Source organism: Cupriavidus sp. GW823-FHT06D04 (assembly GCF_058795055.1).
In genome coordinates, this window is the sequence record NZ_JBXAHL010000010.1 from 120073 (window position 1) to 139369 (window position 19297).

General features: G+C 61.6%; 14 protein-coding genes and 1 tRNA gene. 9 read left to right on the forward strand and 6 right to left on the reverse strand.

Annotated features, from left to right (window positions below; translation table 11 throughout):
- Nucleotides 1-223: 223 nt before the first annotated feature.
- Together AC1Q7H_RS15340 and AC1Q7H_RS15345 are read right to left on the reverse strand one after the other, a co-directional pair.
- The gene (locus AC1Q7H_RS15340) at nt 224-1036 is read right to left on the reverse strand and encodes a hypothetical protein (RefSeq protein ID WP_492381450.1); all 813 of its coding nucleotides are present in this window, start codon (nt 1034-1036) and stop codon (nt 224-226) included.
- Between the two features lie 436 nt (nt 1037-1472).
- Nucleotides 1473-1988 (reverse strand): DUF6471 domain-containing protein, encoded by a 516-nt coding sequence (locus AC1Q7H_RS15345; protein WP_492381451.1) that lies wholly within the window; start codon nt 1986-1988, stop codon nt 1473-1475.
- A gap of 209 nt (nt 1989-2197) precedes the next feature.
- Here AC1Q7H_RS15345 and AC1Q7H_RS15350 point away from each other — a divergent pair, with 209 nt between their 5' ends.
- From AC1Q7H_RS15350 to AC1Q7H_RS15375, 6 genes are all read left to right on the forward strand, one after another.
- Nucleotides 2198-2788 carry an HAD domain-containing protein gene (locus AC1Q7H_RS15350; protein WP_492381452.1) on the forward strand — a complete coding sequence of 197 codons (591 nt, stop codon included), beginning with the start codon at nt 2198-2200 and terminating at the stop codon, nt 2786-2788.
- Nucleotides 2789-2892: 104 nt separating this feature from the next.
- Nucleotides 2893-3375, forward strand: coding sequence for an HAD domain-containing protein (locus AC1Q7H_RS15355; protein WP_492381453.1), 483 nt, complete (start codon nt 2893-2895; stop codon nt 3373-3375).
- A gap of 983 nt (nt 3376-4358) precedes the next feature.
- The gene (locus AC1Q7H_RS15360; RefSeq protein WP_492381454.1) at nt 4359-7082 is read left to right on the forward strand and encodes a TnsB C-terminal domain-containing protein; all 2724 of its coding nucleotides are present in this window, start codon (nt 4359-4361) and stop codon (nt 7080-7082) included.
- A 19-nt stretch (nt 7083-7101) separates the two neighbouring features.
- The gene (locus AC1Q7H_RS15365; RefSeq protein WP_492381455.1) at nt 7102-8178 is read left to right on the forward strand and encodes an AAA family ATPase; all 1077 of its coding nucleotides are present in this window, start codon (nt 7102-7104) and stop codon (nt 8176-8178) included.
- Nucleotides 8178-9530: a TniQ family protein gene (locus tag AC1Q7H_RS15370; RefSeq protein ID WP_492381456.1), complete on the forward strand. Its 1353-nt coding sequence runs from the start codon at nt 8178-8180 to the stop codon at nt 9528-9530. The genes AC1Q7H_RS15365 and AC1Q7H_RS15370 overlap by 1 nt, the downstream gene beginning before the upstream one ends.
- Nucleotides 9531-9897: 367 nt before the next feature.
- Nucleotides 9898-11496, forward strand: coding sequence for a hypothetical protein (locus tag AC1Q7H_RS15375; protein ID WP_492381457.1), 1599 nt, complete (start codon nt 9898-9900; stop codon nt 11494-11496).
- 812 nt (nt 11497-12308) lie between these two features.
- Here the strand turns inward: AC1Q7H_RS15375 and AC1Q7H_RS15380 are convergent.
- A tRNA-Arg gene (locus AC1Q7H_RS15380) sits at nt 12309-12384 on the reverse strand.
- A gap of 460 nt (nt 12385-12844) precedes the next feature.
- On the opposite strand from AC1Q7H_RS15380, the gene AC1Q7H_RS15385 reads away from it, so the two are divergent.
- Complete coding sequence (locus AC1Q7H_RS15385; RefSeq protein ID WP_211980411.1) at nt 12845-13738, forward strand: c-type cytochrome; 894 nt, start codon at nt 12845-12847, stop codon at nt 13736-13738.
- A gap of 73 nt (nt 13739-13811) precedes the next feature.
- Here the strand turns inward: AC1Q7H_RS15385 and hemN are convergent, their stop codons facing one another.
- Complete coding sequence (gene hemN, locus AC1Q7H_RS15390) at nt 13812-15290, reverse strand: oxygen-independent coproporphyrinogen III oxidase (RefSeq protein WP_492381458.1); 1479 nt, start codon at nt 15288-15290, stop codon at nt 13812-13814.
- A 174-nt stretch (nt 15291-15464) separates the two neighbouring features.
- Here hemN and AC1Q7H_RS15395 point away from each other — a divergent pair, with 174 nt between their 5' ends.
- Nucleotides 15465-16607, forward strand: coding sequence for an ABC transporter substrate-binding protein (locus AC1Q7H_RS15395; RefSeq protein ID WP_211980412.1), 1143 nt, complete (start codon nt 15465-15467; stop codon nt 16605-16607).
- On the opposite strand, the gene AC1Q7H_RS15400 is transcribed toward AC1Q7H_RS15395, so the two are convergent.
- Both AC1Q7H_RS15400 and AC1Q7H_RS15405 read right to left on the reverse strand, forming a co-directional pair.
- The gene (locus AC1Q7H_RS15400; protein ID WP_211980413.1) at nt 16593-17711 is read right to left on the reverse strand and encodes a sensor histidine kinase; all 1119 of its coding nucleotides are present in this window, start codon (nt 17709-17711) and stop codon (nt 16593-16595) included. The genes AC1Q7H_RS15395 and AC1Q7H_RS15400 overlap by 15 nt on opposite strands.
- Before the next feature lie 6 nt (nt 17712-17717).
- Nucleotides 17718-18455: a response regulator gene (locus AC1Q7H_RS15405; RefSeq protein WP_492381459.1), complete on the reverse strand. Its 738-nt coding sequence runs from the start codon at nt 18453-18455 to the stop codon at nt 17718-17720.
- A 284-nt stretch (nt 18456-18739) separates the two neighbouring features.
- Here AC1Q7H_RS15405 and AC1Q7H_RS15410 point away from each other — a divergent pair, with 284 nt between their 5' ends.
- Nucleotides 18740-19234: a hypothetical protein gene (locus AC1Q7H_RS15410; protein WP_211980415.1), complete on the forward strand. Its 495-nt coding sequence runs from the start codon at nt 18740-18742 to the stop codon at nt 19232-19234.
- Nucleotides 19235-19297 lie beyond the last annotated feature (63 nt).

Below are 19297 nucleotides of genomic sequence, written 5' to 3' on the forward strand. Positions count from 1 at the left end.
TGCATCCGCGTAGTTGCGAAGCCTAGCTGCGCGCTCCCAGTTGGTCGCTTGTGACTCTAGTTGCTTGAAGTTCTCGGCTTCGTCTGCGCGACGCTTCGTCAGCAATTCGTAACGAGCGACAGCGCGCTGGTGAGCTTCCGTCCGACGTGCCTCTTCTAATTCCTTGGCATGTGTTCGCTGCGCCAGCGCCAAGATACCCACAGTGACTTCACTCAGGCGTTGTTCAAGTTTCGTTCTGGGGGTGTCCTTCCACGACTTTGATGGCCAGCGGCCGACATGGACGGTCAGAATACCCGTAGGCGTGAAGTCGTGGGCTGGGATGTGAGGAAAGCTCGCTGAACTGTCCCGTCCAGAGCGCTCCCCAGTAACGTTTTCTCGCGCGCTCCTCCGACGGCGTAATCGCGTGGGGACTTCTCCTCACGTACTCGGCCAAGGAGAACTCCATCTTCGTATTGGTTTCGAGCCACTTGACCTGTGTCACGCCTCGTTCAGTGTCGACCTCAAACTCGAAGCCTTGTTTGGCTAGAGCCTTTACCAGTGCATCAGCGATACCGAGAGCTCTATCCAGTGCATCTTTCGTTATGGACAGGTTAAGAACCTCCTTAGGGGCTGAACGCAGTAAGGTGCTTTCTGGCCAACCATCCCGCTGGCGCAGTCGCTTGGAGGCGGCCCGAACAAGGGGATGCGGAGAGGAAGCCTCCTCCGGTGGAGCTACGGGCGGCGTTTCCTTGCGCGCCCGTACGGCCGTTTTTCTGGCGGCTTCTCTGATGGCAGCTTGTTCGGGTGGAAGCTTTACAAGGCCCGTAGCCACCGAGCCCGTTTGCTTCAGGTCGGGAAGCGGTGCCCGCCCCATGACTTTTCCAGCTTTCACTTTCGCCCAGTAACCCCGACTGGGCAAGGGAATCGCCAATGACCTGCAAATCTTGGCCAGCCCGACGTCGGACAGCCCGTAGCGAGTCGCAACAACGACGACAGGGTCGGTCCAGACCTCGTTGTACAGCGTCACGCGGTCAACTGGCTTTGTCGTATCTTCCACTAATGCCTCCAATACTAGGACGACTTAACGGATACCCCTGATGGGCAACAAGCATTCAATGGTTCTTCAGAAATCTGTTGGTCAGTGGGACGCTTGCCTCTGCAGTCGCCATGAGCGCTCGCTTGTGTAACAAGTCCTTGTTTTTTGTAGACCGTGACATAAGCTTCTGGTGCGTAGTATTACGTACCACGCCGGTCGCGCGGAAAGAAGTTAAACAATTGAGAACGCTGGTTCGCCGCGCTTTCCACCACTGATACAGCGTCAGCTTAATGTCGATAGCGAGCGCCCCAGCTGTACAGGAGACCAAAGCGTCCGGCCAAGTCCGCGCCGCTGCGCGCCGCCCCCCTGGGGCAAAGGCGTATGCCCATGAAACTGAACGCATCCGGATACATAAGGCAACAGAGCTCGCCCGCGTGTTGCAGCGAAGGTTTGTCCTCTATTGGCGCGACGCTTCTCTCGATTCTGCCGCAGCCCGTTCGATGTCCGCTTGGTCGACGAATCGGCATAGGCCGGAGATGGGGGCGACAAGGGCCAGTTGAAGCAAAAGCGTGAAAGGGAATTCTCCAGAGGCAATCTGCGATTCCAAGGAGTCGGGGGGCGCCGTTATGTCGAACTTCGCAAGACGTTTGCTGAGCTTGCTCGGGTCAAGTCCGCCAGCAGCGAGCTCGTGGAGGAGGATATGCTCAGCGATGGTCTCCCAGGATTCCTCCGAATCGAGAAAGGTCTTCCACTGCGGCGGGTACTCTGCATCAACGGCTATCAGTATCTGAAGGAGGAAAGTAAGCCGGTACGCGCCCCGCTGGATTTTGCTCTCGGCCCCCCTGAGGGATTCCGGCAGGCCCATGGAGGAAATTTTTGCGGCAAGGACTTCGTAGCTAACCCCCTTACGCGCAAGAATGCCGCGCCCAACGCGCGCTGCCAAGCGTGTCCATGGAGTATCAACGTGGCTCACGACGACGTCCTGTAGTTGAGAAAACCAGGCTGGTTGCCTTGGCAAGCAGTCTTAGTGGTCGATTTTAGACAAGCAGAACCAAATACCCGCGCCGGGAAGTTCGACCCGTACGAGCGTCGACGCTGGAACAAGCACTTTAGACAGCCTCATCACTTTAGGGGACAGTCAAGGTGCGCCTCCAGGGTCATTGTGTTGCCAAGGAGGTTGCGATGGCAGCCCCCATCTTATACCTGACCTTCGACGGGGTTCTCCACCCGAACGATGTCCGATTTCACGAGGGATGCTGGCCATGCCTCCGCAAGGACGGACATGCTCTCTTTGAGAATAACGCACACCTCGAGCGGGTCATAAAATCATGCCCGGACACACGTGTGGTTCTGCACACGTGGTGGGTGCTTTTTATCGGTTATCGGGCAGCGGTCAGAGCGTTGCCACCGGTAGTGCAGTCCCGCGTAATCGGGGCGACGTCGCCTGGCAATCGATACGTGCGATTCAGACTCAAGCGGATTCGCTCGCAGCGTGAGCTGTTGGAGGACGACCTTGAACGCCGTCGCCCAGAGAACCCCGTCTTGCTGGATTGCGATTACAAGCATGTTCCGACGGCGTTGACCGATAGCGCGTGCATCCTTGACGGTCGGTCCGGCCTCATGTCCCCCGAGGCGTGCCGAGCACTGGTCGCGCTTTTGGCAGCCGATGGAGGGGAAGGCAGGCCATCGCGTTCGGCAACAGCCAGCGTTTCGTCTGCAACTCCAACGCTCCTGATTGCCGGTACGCCGGGTAGCGTGGTCGATGTCACTTGAATAAGTGCCTCGCATACCTGTTCTCGAATTTCTAAGGCGCTGGCCCTGTAGCCGGTTTGCAGGTGTGCTGCGTCGTTCCTACAGAACTCGTGCAAGGAGACATCATGAACGTCGACGTCTACCTAGGCTATGACGGTGTGTTGCTGCCATTTGAAGATGGGATAGCTGTTAGCCCCAGCTCTGCACCGGGGCCACAGCCAAAGCTCGTATATGCCGACGCTTTGGCGGAACTACTGAAGTCCTTGGCTGGCGTGTCCATCGTGCTGAACACGTGGTGGTCTCTGAGGTACGGTCACAGGGCAGCGTTAGACGCATTGCCAGATGGTCTACGTTGTCGCGTTGTCGACGATGTCTTCGGTAAATACCTAAGCGAATATCAGGCAACCCAGCAGACACACCACCGGCCCACGTTGGCCATCGCGACAATAAAGAGGCGCAGGAATCCTCGCTGGCTAGTGCTCGACCATACTACGTGTCGATGGCCAGTCGGCACTTTGCACCGTGCGATTCTTCTGCACCCGTCAATGGCCCTTGGCAGTCCTCAGGCACTGAACCACATCCGAAAGGTGCTTGCGATGCTCATCTAAAATCAGATTATCTAAAATGCATGGTCGATTCATTTTAGACGAAGTCATTTTAGAATAACTCGGAATCTAAAATGGACTCGTTGGCCAACACAATTTCCCGGTGGGCGCAACAAAAAATTTTTGACTCGCGGTCTTGCGATTATTGGCCGGACGAAAGTAATATTCCGTCCGTCGCTAAATTGGAGAACCTTGGACTAGTCAGCTTTTTTGCACACTTGCCCCCTCGCTGGGATTGGCCTCACCTTGACGGTATTCCAGAATGGAAAAGGGGCAAAGACCAGTTACCTAGACTTTGCCCCCTGAGGCACCTCTGAGAGATACCTTGCTCGCAAGCTGGATTATCTCATGAGGCATCTCCGGAGTCAAAGTGCCCGCGCTCGCCAATACCCGGCGTGGTTTTGGCAGCATTTCGGAGTAAATAATGACCTCAGCCAACAATAATTCCTCCCGCATCTGCCCTATTATTACAAAAAAAGGGCATCAAAGACCTCTTTTGGGCGCGAAGCCGTCCGGCAGACGAGTCCGCTGGCCTCACGGCTATCCTGAGATGCCGCCGGCAGCTTCCCGTTATATCGGACTGCGTCTCCGGGCGGACACCGAGAAGTCACCCCACCCTGCCCTGACATCAGAGGACCTGGCACCGCCGGCTAGTCGGGTTAGCCCGCCATCTCGCGAACGCGTTCGCAAAGTCCTCAACGCGGAAGCCAGGTATCGCGCTAGACATCGTGCTAAGCCGGCATCAGCCGTCTAAATCCTTTTTCAATTCTCCGAGCTGAATCGGCTGACCCCTGCACTATTTTTGGCGCAGGCGCCGCACTTTCTCAATTAGACCGTGCACTCTGCTAGGTCGAACTACGCTTGGAAGATAGTTTCCTCCCTAAGGCGCAGGCTTTGCTAAGCACTGCGGGAGAACGCTCGCACCTAAATTGTCGGTCGATTGAATGAAACCTACGCAGGCTTTCCTCGTAAACGTCGAGGAACTCATGGAAAGAATCAAGATGCCAATGAGCGGACGGGTTTTTGTCCGAAAGGCAATGGAGGGAAAACCCGCTCGAAAGGTCACGTCCCGGCGTTCGAACGTCCTCACGTATTACACCTCCAGGTCCACGGGACAACGAATCGCCACGGAAAGTCGCGGACCTGAGTACCGCGCGGCGGTCACCTATGATTTTCGGCGCTCCGTGACATATTTCACCTCTCAGCCGGGCAAGGTAGTGCTGCCTATCCAAGTACAACGTACCAAAGTGTCGCCAAATGGAAGCAGAACGGTCAGTACTCATAGGACCACGGTTCCATGCACACCGGACTTTCTCGTACTGGAAGGTGATGTTTTCTATCTGGATGAATGGAAAACCGAACAAGAGCTTCAGCAGATGGTGCGCGAGCACCCTTATCGGTTCTCCCATGATGAGAACGGGTGGCATTGCCCTGAGCGGGAGGCGTTTTTCTCGGGGATGGGTCTTGTATATAGACTGCGCTCGGATGCCGAGCACAATCCCCGCTTGGTTGAAAACCTCGAGTACCTGACGGACTATCTAGAGGACGGCGCCACCCCATGTTCGGAACATGCCCTGCGCGCTATCCAACAGGCAATGCAACGCGCAGAAATGGGCGCGATGTCCTTCCGCGAGTTGATGCGAGTGGCTTCGCCAGCCACATTGCCCGAAGACGACGAAGCGGCTGCGCTAGTTTGCGCAGACTTTACGGTAGACGACGTATTACAAGCTATAGCGGACCGCGAACTCTACGCGGACCTCGACGCCGATGACCTATCTGACCTAGACTCTGCGGTGATTTGCCGTAGCGAAGACGCCCTCGATATCTACCGCCTCAGCAGACCGGCAAGCCACATCACCAGCGAGTTTCTGGACTACTCATTAGCTATCGGAACCCAATTAATTTTTGGTGAAGCGCGGTACACGGTGACCGCCCTCGATAGCGAAATCGTCCTCTATCGGGACGACAGCTACAACACCGCGTCAATGTCTATCGCCGAGCTTGAGCGGCTTGTCGACCAAAAGCAGGTCCGCATTCTGCGTGACCTGGATGACGGCGCAATGGATGAACCGACGCGCGCGTTGTCAGATGAGGATATTTCTAAGGCGCTGAAGCGCTTCAACGCCGTAGAGGCGTCTCGATTTGGTCGTGTTGACGCCGACGTGACAGTAAGGACGTTGCAACGGTGGGCCAAGCAGGCTCGTGAAGCCGGGGAAAGCACATCTGCAAAGATACGCGCCCTTCTAGAAAAGCTCCGCCCGGGAAACAGAACCTGCCGCGTCCCAGAGTCCACAATGGCCATCATAAAGCGAGTGGCCGACGAGACTAACAACCCGACCAACCCCGTGGACGCGAACGCATATCGGCGATTCGAGCGATATTGCGGGAATGAAAATGTTCCTACCTGCTCCAGCAAGACCTTCTATCGCCACTTCAGCCCACTGAAGGATACAAGGGCACGTGAGGGTTCACGCCAAGACTACATCGAGCAGCCAGTCATCTGGCATCTGAAGCTAACGGAGAAAATTCACGGTGGCCGACCCTTTGCGTGCGTGCACATCGACCACACAAAGCTCGATGTCCGCGTGCGAATTCGTGGTCGAGGTGGGAGAGTTTTCAAGGTTCGCCCGTGGCTTACGATTGCCATCGATGCACATACGCGCGCCGTCTTGGCGTTCTACCTAAGCATCCACAATCCCAGCCTCACAAGTTGCATGATGATTCTGCGCGAGCTTGTCCGACGGCACAAGCGAATGCCTTCAATGATTGTTGTCGACAACGGTAAGGAATTTAGGTCACCGATTTTTGACGCCACATGTCATCGCACGCGAACGTCGTTGCGCTTTCGGCCGCCCCACGAAAGCCGATTTGGCAACGTCTGCGAGCGACTATTCGGAACCGCCAATACATTGCTCATCCACAATCTCATAGGAAATACAAAGGCGACTAAGCGAGTCAGAACGCTCACGGCCTCAGTTGACCCTATACGCGCGGACCTGCTGACTTTCCCAATCTTGCATGGGCTTCTGGACTATTTTTTTTACCAGGAATACAACGAGAAGACACATCCCGCGCATGACCACACGCCGAACGAGTACATGGCAAAGCGGCTCGCGGAAACCGGAGCGCGCTTATGTAGGCGCGTCGACTACGACATGCAGTGGAAGATTGCGACATGCCTTCCAGTTCCTAAAGGCGGTACACGCATGGTCGATAGAACTCGCGGCATCAAAATTGGCCACCTCCATTACTGGGCCAAAGAATTTGCCGACAAGACAATCGAACTCGACAAGGTCGACGTCCGTGTTGATATGTGGAACGCTGCCGTCGTCTACGCCAACGTACGTGGCCACTGGATTCGATGCAAGTCGAACCTGCTAGCAAAGGTCGAGCGACTGACGAGAATTGACCTGCGCTACATGTTCGAGACGATGCGCCTCCAGCTTGGCAAAGCTTTCAGGAACGTTCCGGAGTCAACAGTATTGCAATGGGCTGAAGCGTATACACGGGGCCAAGGATTTCCAGTCTTGGCATCCGCCGGCGACGCGGTACTGGAGCCGTACGAGGCCAATGGCACTGGTGCTACAGCACCGCACCAACCTGACCGTGAGAAGCCGCTGCTGGTGCATAAGCCAACTGACATCGTGCACACGCCTGCCGAATACGGCTACGGGAAATTTACGGAATCCGATGTCCTCAAGCAAATGTGACGCCCCAGGAAATACTGTCATGAATAGTGCTGCAACGAAGCTCACCAAAGAGATTGCCACGCAAGGAACCGCCGCGATGAAGGAGGCCTGGCTGAAGGGTCTGTGTTTCGCGCACCACAACATGAAGCAGACCGCTGAGGCCGTTTCGCGATTGATGACTCCAGGCGGTAACGGCACGATAACTCTGGTAGTTGGGCCAACTGGCGTCGGTAAGACTACTCTCGCCAGAACGCTGCTGAACCGGTTTCTCCAAAGGTATATCGACGAAATTCAAGAGGATGCTGGATGCATTCCGGCGATACTCGCGGAAGTTCCTCCAGCGAGTGGCGGCGTCTTCGACTGGCCTCTCTTCTACCGCGAGCTCGGCGATAAGTTGCTTGTGCCAATGTGGGATGAAACAGTGACCACCAGGCCGTTGCCATTGCCCAACGAGCCTCAAACAATCTTCGAAAGGCTCCCAAGCATGCGATTCGCTGCAATGCGAGCGCTAAAGCGCAGAAAGGTTCGGCATATCTTTTTGGACGAGTGCGTCCATTTCACAGATTCAGACACATCACCCCTCGAATACGGCAACCTGCTCAAATCGTTGGTAAACCTGCCAGGGATGAACCTGCTCATGCTTGGCGCATATGGCGCGCAGGCGCTGGTGGAAGCAAGCGCGCAGCTGTCCCGTCGCGTTTCAGTTGTTCACTATCCACGTTATCCCTCGACGTCTTGGGGCCGAGAGCAATACGGCCTCTTCCTGCATTCACTTGCGGCAAACATCCCTCTTCCATATGAGGTTAATCTCATGCAGTACAGCGACCTGTTATTTACGGGAACATGCGCGCTGACTGGCATCACTGCAGACCTAGTGTGCAAGGCTGTCATCAATGCCGATGCTGACCTTCGAGCCGGCGGGCGCAAATGGAAGGACGAGTTCCTCCTCGCAGCAATGCCAACGGAAAAGCAGCATGAGACCATTCTGAGAGATTGCCTAATTGGCGAGGAAGACATCCTCAAATACCTCCCAACAACAAGCGAGCCTATCTATCGGACTGAAGATTCACTCCTCGCAACAATCCGTCAGGAGCGTGCGACAAAGGAGACCTTTTAATGTTCGACAAACTGCTTCAGCTGAACAGGCCAGCCGGTTGGCCGGAAGAGCTGCCACCACGCTCATATCTGTACAACCTGGAGCCTTTGGGATTCAATGGCGCTACCAGAGAGGACTTGCGGAGCTATTTTCAGCGCATATGTATCGAACTGAATCTGGCACCGTGGTCTGTGGCGAACAATCTCATTTCGCCGCTCGTTGCATCGTGGAGGAAGTTCAATCCTCGCAGCTTTGTTGATGACTGGCACAAAAGTTCGATATGTGGGCGGGGCCAGACTGCAGCTGATTGGTCGCGAGCCCTCAACCTGCTTACTGCAAGAGAAGACCTCCAGCTCCTGACGCTACTCCACGTACAGGACCTGCTATCCGATTTCCTCCTGCCATCCAAGAACGCACGCTATTGCCCGCAGTGTTATGCCGACGACATCGCCGTAGAGACCGATTGCTATAACCGACTCCTGTGGACCATTGACGTGGCCAGAGCATGCCCGGTGCATGAGGTCACGCTACTCGAAGGATGTTCCTGTTCCCGGTCGTCGAATACCGGTCGAAAAATCTTCGTGCCAGGGCGCTGTCCGCATTGCGCCCAAGACCTCTCTGTCCTCGACAGGCTCCCGGCTCACGCTCGGGACACTGATGCTGCGCGACGAGTCGCCGAACTTCTTGATGCTGCGCTCTACTTTGGTGAACTGAAGCCGAATCACGGCGGCGTTGCACAATTTCTGAACCACGCGATTGCAACTCTTGCAAATGGAGTCTCAGCACATTTTGCTGCTGCTGTTGGCGTTTCTAAATCAAGCATGCACGGTTGGCAAAATGGCCGGGTTGTGCCGAGTTTTCCCGTCGTTGTGCGAATTGCTCAGTACTGTGACGTCGGCATCGCGGACGTATTGCTGGGAAACAAGCGAGTTATGACTCCCATTGAAGAGTTCGCCATGCAGCGCGCGCCCCTGATATCGCGGGTGACACGAAGCTCGCCTCCGTGCTACGTCGCAGTCTCAACAAAGCTGGAAGAGCTCCTGGCTCGGGGTGAGGCCATCTACGTTAGCGAGACCGCGAAGGCCATCGGGGTCTCAGACAAGTTCCTGCGGAAACGCTTCCCCGAAGCCGTGCAAAGGATTGTCCAGAACGGAAGGTGCAACCAAAGGTCCGCAGCGGATGCGAGGGGCGTGGCGCGCAGACATGCTTACCTTAAAACACACGAAGAGCTTGTTCGGGCCGGGCGGCGAGGGTCTCGCCGTGAGGTCCTTCGAGAGCTGAAAGCGGATGGAGTGCGAATGAGTCGCCGTGAAGCCAGCGTCGTTCACCGGCTTGCCACTGCCGCTTCAGCCGAGAGCAGGCGACCGAACTGACTTTGCCAGCGGCAGCCAAGACGCAATGCTGGGCTGACCGCATAAATTGGAGTGAGTCACCTCTTGTAATTTGGTGTCCTTAGAGTGCAAAGCACTCATCGGCATTCGCTACCTTACATCGGGGCTACTGCCGCCTTCGTACCTCCGCGTTGTCCCGCCAGAACCCCTCGAATGCGCGCGTATGCGTTCTTGGTGAGCTACTTCACTGGGGCGCCCAGCTTGCCCGAAATCGACCGAATACCGGCCTGTTATCCCAGAACTCATGCAAGCTTCCGAATCCGCTAAAATCGCTCCACTTTCCAATCGACCGTGACCGCTGAATGCCCCTCGCGTCAGCGGTATGCGCGAACAGAATCTAGGGTGGCCCGTGGAGCTCGAAACAGTAGTTGAATTCCTCCGTCAGTGGTGGAACAGTGTCGGTCAAAAAATGGCAGTTACGGACCTTTACCTATTCGGTAGTTCGATTTACGAGGACGGCCAGCAATTCGACTCACGCCGCAGTGACCTAGACCTCGTCACGTTGTTGCCGGATAGCGCCAGCGACGCGGTGAGCCGGTTGGAGTGGATGCGCACCATTGGAGAGCAAAAGAAACTGCTTGAGATGCAGCTCATCCCAGTCCTCCAGAGACCGAATGCCGGGGAGCCTATCGTCAGTCTGGTGCCAGTGACCGCCGAGGACCTCGCCGCAGACATCCACAAGTCGAAAGCCTCCCGCTTCTTTGCCGACAACGACTTTTTGCGACTGAGTGATATGCAGACGCTGAAGGGCTTACCGGGCGCCGGTCAGGCTGGTCCACAGCCAGATGCAATTTCCCAGGCTCTTCAATTCGCGCAGGAACTGCGCTCAAAGTATTTGGCAGTTCCAGCGACCGGAGTCGCCAGCGTACTTGCATGGTCCGACGAGGATGACCCGATGCCGAAGCCTGTGATGCGCAGCGCAGCTCAAATCGCAGCTCACGGCGAGCAGTATGCAAGCGAAGCGGAACGGTTTGACGTCAACGTTGGCTTGAAGTACTTCGAAGACTACGTGTTCCGCCGGAGACACGAGAATTCGCTGTATCGTCAGCTCAGTGCTTGGCTGACAGCGCGCAGCGGTGGTCGAGGGAAGCGCACCGGCCTGCAGCCCGATATGCACCTGTTCATGGGGGAGGTCATTTTCGACCTCGCCGTGAGCGCCAGCAATTCGCTGGAATCCCCAAGCACGGTGGGCAACAAAACGGAGCCACTGACGAAAGGTGAAGTTTCGAGGCAGCCCGCGCTGGTGGTCGAGTTTCAAATTGGCCGCAACGGGCATCTGGTTGGCGAGCCAGAGAGTCTGCAAGCTTCGATAGATGAGGCCGGGTTCAATCTCAGGTGGCAACACCGGCCATATTTCTCAGTCCGAATGCCTGAGAAGGATGTCGACGACGAGATTGCTGCTTGCCAGGCGAAGGGAGACCCTGCATCTCGAACCCGACGGATTGAACTGCTTGACGAAAAGCGCTGGCAAGCTCTGAGACGAAACGATTTGGAGCGCGGCTTTGAGGCGTTGCTGTACTACCAGCGTCCATTGTTCCCGGACGCCGGGACGCGGGCCAACGCAATGATACTTGCGATGCAAAGCTACGCACTACTCTGTCACGAGAAGGGAACCCTCGGCGCATCAGCCTTTGGCGGTTCGTTGGTCGCCGTCAATTGCGCGCTTGAGGACACGCCCATGAAGACGGTCATCCGATTTGGAATACCTCAGCAAAAGCTCAAGACATATCTGAGCAAGACGTTTGGCAAGCCGAGTGTGCTCAGCCTGGCAGCGAAGAATCAACCACTGCTTTCGTTACCGGGCGACCTCGTCGCGATACACTTTGTACCGCTTCTTGTGAAGAGCCTCGTCGACACGATATCAGAGGGTACTGATATTGTGAATACGGTCGACACCTATGTAGAGCATGCTTGTCAGCTTGGTCGTTGGACAGTGGGTGTCCAATGACAGAAGGCGCGCAAAGGCCCGCCACCTAGTCTCAGCGAGAGTCCCACGGTCGTTGGGCGGATTAGGTAATCCATGCCCACAAGTTCAATTTCCGAGCCGTGGGCCGATTCCGCTTGGCCCTGCGCAACTATACGAAGCCCTCTAAGGCAGTGTTCGACCACACGACGGCGAGATGCTAGATATGCTTAGTAAGACCTAGCCGCACGAAAACAATGCTTCTTGTGGCGTCCTTCGCTGCGATGCAAGCTGTGCTCAAAGTCTGAAAGCGCTTGCGCGCTCAAGGGTTACTTGCGCGCATGGCTGACGCGAACGTCCAATTCTTCTGCTACCTGAAGCGCCCAAGCGCGCCAGTGGCACTGCTTTCGCTGTCCTGCGGCGACGCTTCCCCGAAGCCGTTCAAAGAATTGTCCGAAACAGGAGGCACGTACAAAAGTCAGCAGCCGAGGCACGACCCGTAGCACGTAGGCATGCGTTCTTCAGAAAGCACGAAGAACTTTTTCGGGCTTGCAAGCACGGGGCCCGCCGTGAGGTCCTTCGAGAGTTGAAAGCGGGTGGATTGCGAATGGGTCGCCAAGAAGGCGGCGTCGTCCACCGGCTTGCCACCGCCGCTCCAACCGAGAACAGCTGGCTTGACTTAGCCGGCGGCAGCCAAGACGCAATGCTGCGCGCGCTAACCGCCATAAATTGGACTGGTGTCGCATCAAGGACATTTTGCGGCGCTTGAGGCACGCGGAAAGTACCATGACATGTCGTTTACGACAACTCATGGGTATCACCACAGGCGTCACCGCACTACACATCGGGAAGAAATTTGGCGCGCCCGGCTGGGATCGAACCAGCAACCCCTGCCTTCGGAGGGCAGTACTCTATCCATTGAGCTACGGGCGCACAGGACGGTTTTGCAACCGGTTTGTGGGTACAGCGGTTGCGGCGGGCGAGTGCCGCCGCAGGAAAGTCGCATAGGATACCGCTTTTGCCCCGTGCCGTCCATGCGGGCCCGCCATGGGCTTCAGGGAACGTCTCGCAACCGCCGCTTTTTGGCACTGGCGGGGGGCCTTTGGCGCTATAATCGCCAGCTATTTGCGTCAAATCGTGCCCGCCACACCGCCGATGCAATGAGTCGACCGGGGTCAAGGCCGCGCGGCTTGTTGTCGGCGACAATCAGGCCCGGTCCGGGAGACAGTCCGCAGCGCGCAAATAACGACAGACCCAAGTCAGGCAAGGGCCGCAGCCAGCACGGGCGGTCCGGATGGGGCCGGACAGCGGTCAGCAAATGACCAGACCGGGCCAGAATAAGCACGCCGAGCGTAAGCGGCCAGAAGGTTTCCTGCAAAACTGAGAGTTCTGTATGAGCGACGTCCACAACGAACACGACGAACACGAGTCTCCCATCAAAACCCCGAAGCAGCTGATCGCAGTCGTGATCGCGGCTTTCCTGGTGCCGATCATCGTGATCATTCTGCTGGTCAACTTTGTCGGACACGGCTCGACGGAAAGCGCCGGAGTTGCCACCACGGCGGAAGCCGTCAACGACCGCATCAAGCCGGTTGCCTCGCTCGAAATCAAGGATCCCAACGCGCCGCGCGTCTTCAAGACGGGCGAGCAGGTCTACAAGGAAATCTGCGCCGCGTGCCACGCTACCGGCGCCGCGGGTGCACCCAAGTATGCCAACGCCGGCGACTGGGCCGCGCGCATCGGCCAGGGCTTTGACGGCCTGATGAAGTCGGTGATGAACGGCAAGGGCGCGATGGCCGCGCGCGCCGGCACCACGCCGGACGACTACGCCGACTACGAACTGGCCCGTGCCGTGGTTTACATGGCCGATGCCGGCGGCGCCAAGTTCCCGGAGCCGGCTGCCCCGGCTGCCGCCGCGCCGGCGACCGCCGCAGCCCCTGAAGCAGCCGCCGCTCCGGCCGCCGCTGCCGCGCCTGCACCGGCAGCGCCCGCTGCTGCGGCCCCGGCAGCTGCTGCCGCCGCACCCGCTGCTGCGCCGGCCGCTTCGGCCGACGTGGGCAAGAAGGTCTACGAGCAGGTCTGCGCCGCCTGCCACGCCGCCGGCGTAGCCGGTGCGCCCAAGTTCGGCGACAAGGCCGCCTGGGCGCCGCGCCTGAAGGAAGGCATGGACGCGGTCCACAACTTTGCGCTCAAGGGCAAGGGCGTGATGCCGCCCAAGGGTGGCTACGCTGGCCCGGACGCGGACGTGATCGCCGCCTCGGACTATATGGCCAGCGCCGCCAAGTAAGTCCTTCCGCTGCAAACGAAAAGCCCGCGCAATGTGCGCGGGCTTTTTTTCGTCCGTACCGCCTGCGCGGCCGCTACACCACGCGCGAGTACCGCGGCACGAAGCGCACCGGCTGCGCGCCATCGTTGGCGGCAGCGGCCCGGGCACCAGCGTCCGCGGGCCGCGCGGCATCCTCGCGCAGGTAACGGTCGAACACCATCGCCACGCGCCGCACCAGCAGCCGGCCCAGCGGCGTCACGGTGATGCGTTCCGGCGCGCATTGCACCAGCCCGTCCGCGCCCAGTGCGGCGAGGTCGGCCAGCTCAGGCGCAAAGGCCGTGCTGAAGCGGATGCCGTGGCGCGCTTCCAGCGCCGGGATATCAAGTACCCCGTTGCACATCAGGTCGCCGATGATCTCGCGCCGCAGGTGGTCGTCGGCGTTCATCGCCACGCCGCGCGCCAGCGGCAGGCGGCCGTGGTCGAGCGCGCCGTAGTACTCGTCCAGCGTGCGCGCATTCTGCACGTAGCGCCCCGCGATCGCGCCGATCGCGGAAATGCCGAGCCCGACCTGGTCGTAGCCGGCGTGCGTGGAGTAGCCCTGGAAGTTGCGCTGCAGCCGCCCTTCGCGCTGGGCCACGGCGAGGTCGTCGTCGGGCAGCGCGAAATGGTCCATGCCGATATAGACGTAGCCCTCGGCGGTCAGCCGCTCGATGGTGGAGACCAGGATGTCGAGCTTCTCGCCGGCGGGCGGCAAGGCATTTTCGTCGATGCGGCGTTGCGGCTTGAACACATGCGGCAGGTGCGCGTAGCTATAGACCGAGAGCCGGTCGGGACGCAGCGCCAGCACCTGCTCGATGGTGCGGCCAAAGCGCGCCGCGGTCTGGTGCGGCAGGCCGTAGATCAGGTCCAGGCTGACCGAGCGGAAACCCAGCGTGCGCGCGGCATCCACCACGGCGCGGGTCTCTTCGAAGGGCTGGATGCGATGGATGGCCTGCTGGACCTCAGGATCGAAATCCTGCACGCCCAGGCTGACGCGGTTGAAGCCCAGTTCGGCCAGCAGCGCCATGCGGGCGTGGTCGACGCGGCGCGGATCGATCTCGATCGAATGCTCGCCCTCGGCCGCCAGCTCGAAATGCTCATGCAGCAGCGCCATCACGCGGCGCATCTCGTCAGGGTCGAGGAAGGTCGGCGTGCCCCCGCCCCAGTGCGACTGCAGCACCTGGCGGCGCGGCCCGAGCCGGCCTGCCACCAGCGCCATCTCGCGGCCCAGGTAGTTGACGTAGCGGGCGCTGCGGCCATGGTCGCGCGTGATGATCTTGTTGCAGCCGCAGTAGTAGCAGATGTTCTCGCAGAACGGGATATGCAGGTACAGCGACAGCGGCGCCGGCGCATCGGCTCGGCAGGCGGCCAGTGCGTCGTGGTACAGCGACAGGTCGGGGCCGCTGCGGAAGCGGTCGGCCGTCGGGTACGAGGTATAGCGCGGGCCGTTGCCGTCGAGGCGGCCGGCCAGCGCGCGGAAGTCGGATAGCGCGCGGCGGTCGGGCGCAGGGGAGGTCATGGCAGACGGGGTCATGGGGGCGCGGGGGTATGGGTGTGTGACGGCCCATCGTAGGGCCGCACCGCCGCTGGCGCGTTGACCGCCGTCAAGCGCGGGCCTTGGACCTGCGGGCGGCGGGCGTCACATTGGTGTCATGTGTGGCGGATACGCTGCGCGCCACCGCCGGCCTGCGCGTCACCTGCCCCTGCAATGCCAACTCCCGACCAGACTCCGATGTTTCCGCCGTACCCACCGCTGCGCAGCCACCTGGCAGCGCCGGCCCGGCAACGGCGCCGCCTACTTGCCGCCGCCGGCGCGGCACTGGCCCTGCCCGCCTGGCCAGCGCTGTCGCAGACGCAGGCGCAGGCGCGCCGCACGGTCGTGGTCGGCCACCTGCTCGACCGCGGCGGCGCACAAGCCGACCTTGCGCGCGACTACCTGGCCGGGGCCAAGGTCATGTTTGACGCCGTCAACGCCGGCAACGGCCCGGTGCGCATCGCGCACGTCGTCCGCGATGCCGATCCCGACCCGCACCGCGCGCTGGCGCAGGCGGTGTCGCTGGCCGATACCGACCGCGCCGAGCTGCTGTTCGGCCCCGGCGACCGGCTGTTGCCGGCGCTGGCCGCATCGGCCGAGCTGGGCCGGCGCGGCGTCCAGATCGTGGCGCCGCTATCGGGCCTTGGGCTGACGGCCGACAACGTCTGGTTCACCCGCGCCGACTACCAGGCCGAACTGGACGCGGCGGTACGTCAGCTGCGCAGCTATGGCCTGACCAGCATCGCGCTGGCCCTGGCGCCGGACTTCGCTGCCCCCTCGCTGGCCCGGCTTGAGGCGCAGACCGGCGCGCGCGCGGTGCCGCTCGACGCCAATCCCGATGCCGCCGCCCGGCGCATCGCCGCCACCCGCCCGGGCGCGGTGATCGTGGCGGGCGATACCCTTGCCTACGCGGGGCTCGGCCGCGCGCTGGCGGTGCAGGGCTGGTACGGTTTCCTGGTCGGGCTGTCGTCGGTCAGCGCCACCGCCGCGCGCGAGATCCTGGGCGCTGGCTACAGCGGGGGCATGGTGCTGACCCAGGTCGCGCCCGGGCCGCAACAGGCCACGCTGCGGGTGGTGAAGGAACACGTGGCGCGCATGAAGCAATACCTGGATGAGCCGCCGTCGCCGGCCACGCTGGCCGGCTATATCGGCGCGGCGTGGCTGGCGCGCGCGCTGGCTGGCCTGCGCGGCAGCGGCGCGGCCGAGATGCGGCGGGCGCTGCAGGGGCGCGTGGACGTGGGCGATTTTTCGCTCGACTTCACGCACGGGCAGCGCGGCTCGCAGTACGTCACGCTGGCGGCGTCAGCCGCGCGGTAAGGACAGGCGCGCGCGCAGGCCGCCTTCAGGGCGGTTACTCAGGGTCAGCTCGCCGCCATGGCGCGCGGCAATGTCGGCCGCGATCGACAACCCCATGCCGACCCCGCCGGTGGCGCGGCTGCGCGAGGATTCGACGCGGTAAAACGGCTCGAGCACGCGCGGCAGCTCGTCGGGCGGGATGCCGGGGCCGTTGTCGCAGATGTCGATCAGCACCCGCTGCGGGCTGTCGGTCAGCACGATGCTGGCCGCGCCGGCGTAGCGCCGCGCATTTTCCAACAGATTCACCACCGCGCGCCGCAGCTCGGACGGGCACGCCAGCAGCGGCTGCGCCTGGCCGCCGAGCGCGACCTCGTGGCCGGTCTCGGCGGCATCGTCGACCACCGCCTGCAGCAGCGCCAGCACATCCACGCGCTGGCGCGGGCCGCCGGCTTCGTCGCGGTCGCGCAGGTAGTACAGCGTGGCATCGATCAGGCCGTTCATCTCGGCTAGGTCCTGGCGCAGCCGGTAGCGCACGTCACGGACATCCGCGCTGTCCATGCGCTCGATGCGCAGGCTCATGCGCGTAAGCGGCGTGCGCAGGTCGTGCGACACCGCCGCCAGGAAACGCGATTGCTGTGCCAGCTGCGTGCGGATGCGCTGCTGCATATGGTTCAGCGCCTGCGCCGCGGCACGCGCTTCGGCCGGGCCGGCGCGCTCGTCCAGCGGCGCGGCGTGCACGTCCTGCGCCAGCCGGCCGGCACCGCTGGCCAACTCCTGCACCGGGCGCGCCAGCAGGCGCGCGCCGGCCCACGAAGCGGCCACAATCGCCGCCACCTGGAACAGCAGGCCCAAGTGCGGCGGCCAGGGCCAGCGCGGCGGCGGCCGGGGCGGCATGCGTTCGCCGGACACCCCGGCGGGCGCGCCTTCCGGCCGCGGCCCGGGCGGCCACGCCTCGGGCCGGGGCGGCGGCCCGCCGGGGCGGTCACGCAGCACGCGCTCGCTGCCCGGCCGCGGGAACAGGCTTTCGATCACGGTCATGCCAAGCAGGTGCATGGCCAGCATGATGGCAGCCATCACCACGAACAGTCGCACGAACATCGAATCATGGCGCGCCAGCCGGCCCATTCGCGTTCATCCTTCCTGCGTGGCGGTAAAGACATAGCCCACGCCGCGCACGGTGCGGATCAGCGTGGGGTCGCGCGGATCGTCGCGCAGCTTCTGGCGCAGCCGTGACACCAGCAGGTCGATGCTGCGGTCGAACACATCGAGGCCGCGGCCGCGCGCCTGGTTGATCAGCAGTTCGCGGTCGAGCACGCGGTTGGGCTGTTCGACAAAGGCCAGCAGCAGGCGGAATTCGGCATTGGACAGCGGCACCACCACCTCGTCGCGGTCGACCAGCTGGCGCAGCGTGGTGTTCAGGCGCCAGTCGCCGAAGCGCACCTCATGCCCGGAAGGCGCCGCGCCCTGGCGCGCGTCGGCGCCGTGGCCACGGATACGGCGCAGCACGGTGTGGATGCGCGCCACCAGTTCGCGCATCTCGAAGGGCTTGGTCACGTAGTCGTCTGCGCCAACTTCCAGCCCGACCACGCGGTCGGCCAACTCAGCGCGCGCGGTCAGCATGATGACCGCGACTTCGGTGCGCGCGCGCAGTTCGCGACACAGCGCCAGGCCGTTTTCGCCGGGCAGCGACAGGTCAAGGATCACCAGGTCGTAGCGCGTGGCGGCCATCGCCTGCCGCATCTCGGCACCGCCCTCGACGCCGTCGGCCTGCATGCCGAAGGTGGACAGGTAGTCGGCCAGCATGGCGCGGATCTGGGGATCGTCGTCGACGATCAGCAGGCGGATGGGAAGCGTGGGGGTGAATTCCATAAGCGAAGGGATCGGCATATACCGGTAGCAAGGGCCGGTGCCGGGGGCATGCGGTGCCCAACTTTACCAGCCCGCGATGCCCCCACTATGCCGGCTTTGTATCAGCCCTGATACGCAGCCTTGCCGGCCAGCCATGCTTTGTACGGGATTGCAGTACGGGCCTGACCAAGTGCTCAAGCATTGGCATGCGGCCTTCCCTAGCATGGACCGGCATTGACCCGAGCCAACCGCGGGCATCGCGCGGCACGTTGCCACGACGGTGTCTGCCATCACAGGAGAACGCTATGCCATTTCCGCCGACCCGCCTGCGCACCGCCGCTTCCCTGCTGGCGCTGTGCACCGCGTGCCTGCTGGCCACGCCGGCCAGCGCGCTGCAATCCGGCCCGCCGCCGACAGGGGCGATGCCGCCACCGCCCTCCGCGCCGGCATCCGCCGAGTCGCTGGGACTCAGTGCCGCGCAGGCCAAGCTCTGGCAGGCCGCACGCAGCGCCACTCGCGAAGCCGAGGCCCATGCACTGGAACTGCACGCGCGCCTGCTGCGCGAGACGGCCGACGAAACCCCCGACGCACCGCTGCGGCCGCGCGCGCAGGCCATGGACCGACTGCACGATGCGCTGGAGCAGGACCGCCGCGCGGTGCGCGAACGCTGGCTGGCGCTGGACGACAGCCTCGACCCGGCCCAGCGCCGGCGCCTGCGCGCCGCGCCCGAAGCCGCGCGCTGGATGGGCTTGCCGCCCGCGGGCGCGATGATGATGCCGCCGGGCGGACCGCAGCGGTAGGTTCGCGGCCGCGGCAAAAAAACGCCCCCGCACGCTCGCGCGCCGGGGGCCGAATAACAGGGA